The following is a 1,076-nucleotide window of genomic DNA, read 5'->3' as shown; positions in this document are numbered from 1 at the left end:
CCAAGTACACCCAGTACGAGGGCGCTTCGGCGGCACGCCCAGCCGGGCGCCTCGGGCCGCTCCTTGACGGGCAAAAGTTGCCTGCCGCGGCACTAGCGGGGCCCGGCCTGGATCGAGAACCGGCCGCCCTCGGGGTCGGCGAGGCGGGCGACGCGCCCGTACGGGGAGTCGGCCGGGCCGTCGAGGACGCGGCCGCCGAGGGCGGTGGCGCGGTGGGCGGTGGCGTCGGTGTCGGCGACCGAGAAGAACACCTCCCAGTGCGGGGCGAGGTCGTGGGCGAGCCGGAGCGCGGCCACGCTGTGTCCCTCGGAGAGCAGCACCACGCGTTCGTCCTCGTAGCGGACCTCGAACTCGGCCGGGTCGCGGCCGTCCCAGCGGAACACCTCGCCGTAGAACAGCGCGGCAGCGAACGGGTCGACGGTGCGCAGCTCGATCCAGGCGGGCGCGCCGGGGGCGGTCATCCAGATCTTGTCCTCGCCGGGCTCGCCCTCCCAGATACCGAAGGGCGCGCCGAACGGGTCGGCGGCCAGCGCCACCCGGCCCGCGTCGAACGCCAGCGGGCCGACGGCCAGCGTGCCGCCACGCTCGCGGACGCCGTCGGCGGCGCGGTCGGCGCTCTCGATGCCGAAGTAGGTGGTCCAGGCGACCGGGCGCTCCCACGCAGCGTCCAACTGGCTGAGCCCGGCGACCTCGACGCCGTCGACGGCGGCGCGCACGTACGGGCCCCAGCGGTCCGGGCCGGGGACGAACTCCCAACCCAGCAACGGCCCGTAGAACCGCTGCGCGGCACCCATGTCACGGACCGTCAGGCCCGCCCAGCACGGCACCGCGGGCACACAGCGCACCGTGGCCGTTCGCTCCGCCACCATCCCTCGGGCTCCCTTCGCCGCCGCCCCGGCCGCCCGGCCGGACCCGCGACCCAGCCTAGGCCCTCTCTTCCGGATCTTGTCGGATCAGCGCGCGGCGTCGGGCGCCCGGCTGGGAGTGCCGGCGAAACGTCCTCGTACTGGGTGTACTTGGATGTTTTGCCGGTGCTTCCAGGCGGGATGATCCGGCGTCGCGCGCCCGGCAAGATC

At 74.9% G+C, this 1,076-nt stretch carries 1 protein-coding gene; it reads right to left on the bottom strand.

The annotated features are described in order from the left end of the window. Positions 1-92: 92 nt before the first annotated feature. Complete coding sequence (locus ACIHEI_RS37495; protein ID WP_392948161.1) at positions 93-794, bottom strand: VOC family protein; 702 nt, start codon at positions 792-794, stop codon at positions 93-95. Between the last annotated feature and the right edge of the window lie 282 nt (positions 795-1,076).

The sequence above is a fragment of the Kitasatospora sp. NPDC051984 genome, from assembly GCF_044593455.1.
Lineage (GTDB): Bacteria > Actinomycetota > Actinomycetes > Streptomycetales > Streptomycetaceae > Kitasatospora.
The sequence above is the reverse complement of the archived record's forward strand: the minus strand, read 5'-3'. Positions and strand labels throughout refer to the sequence as shown.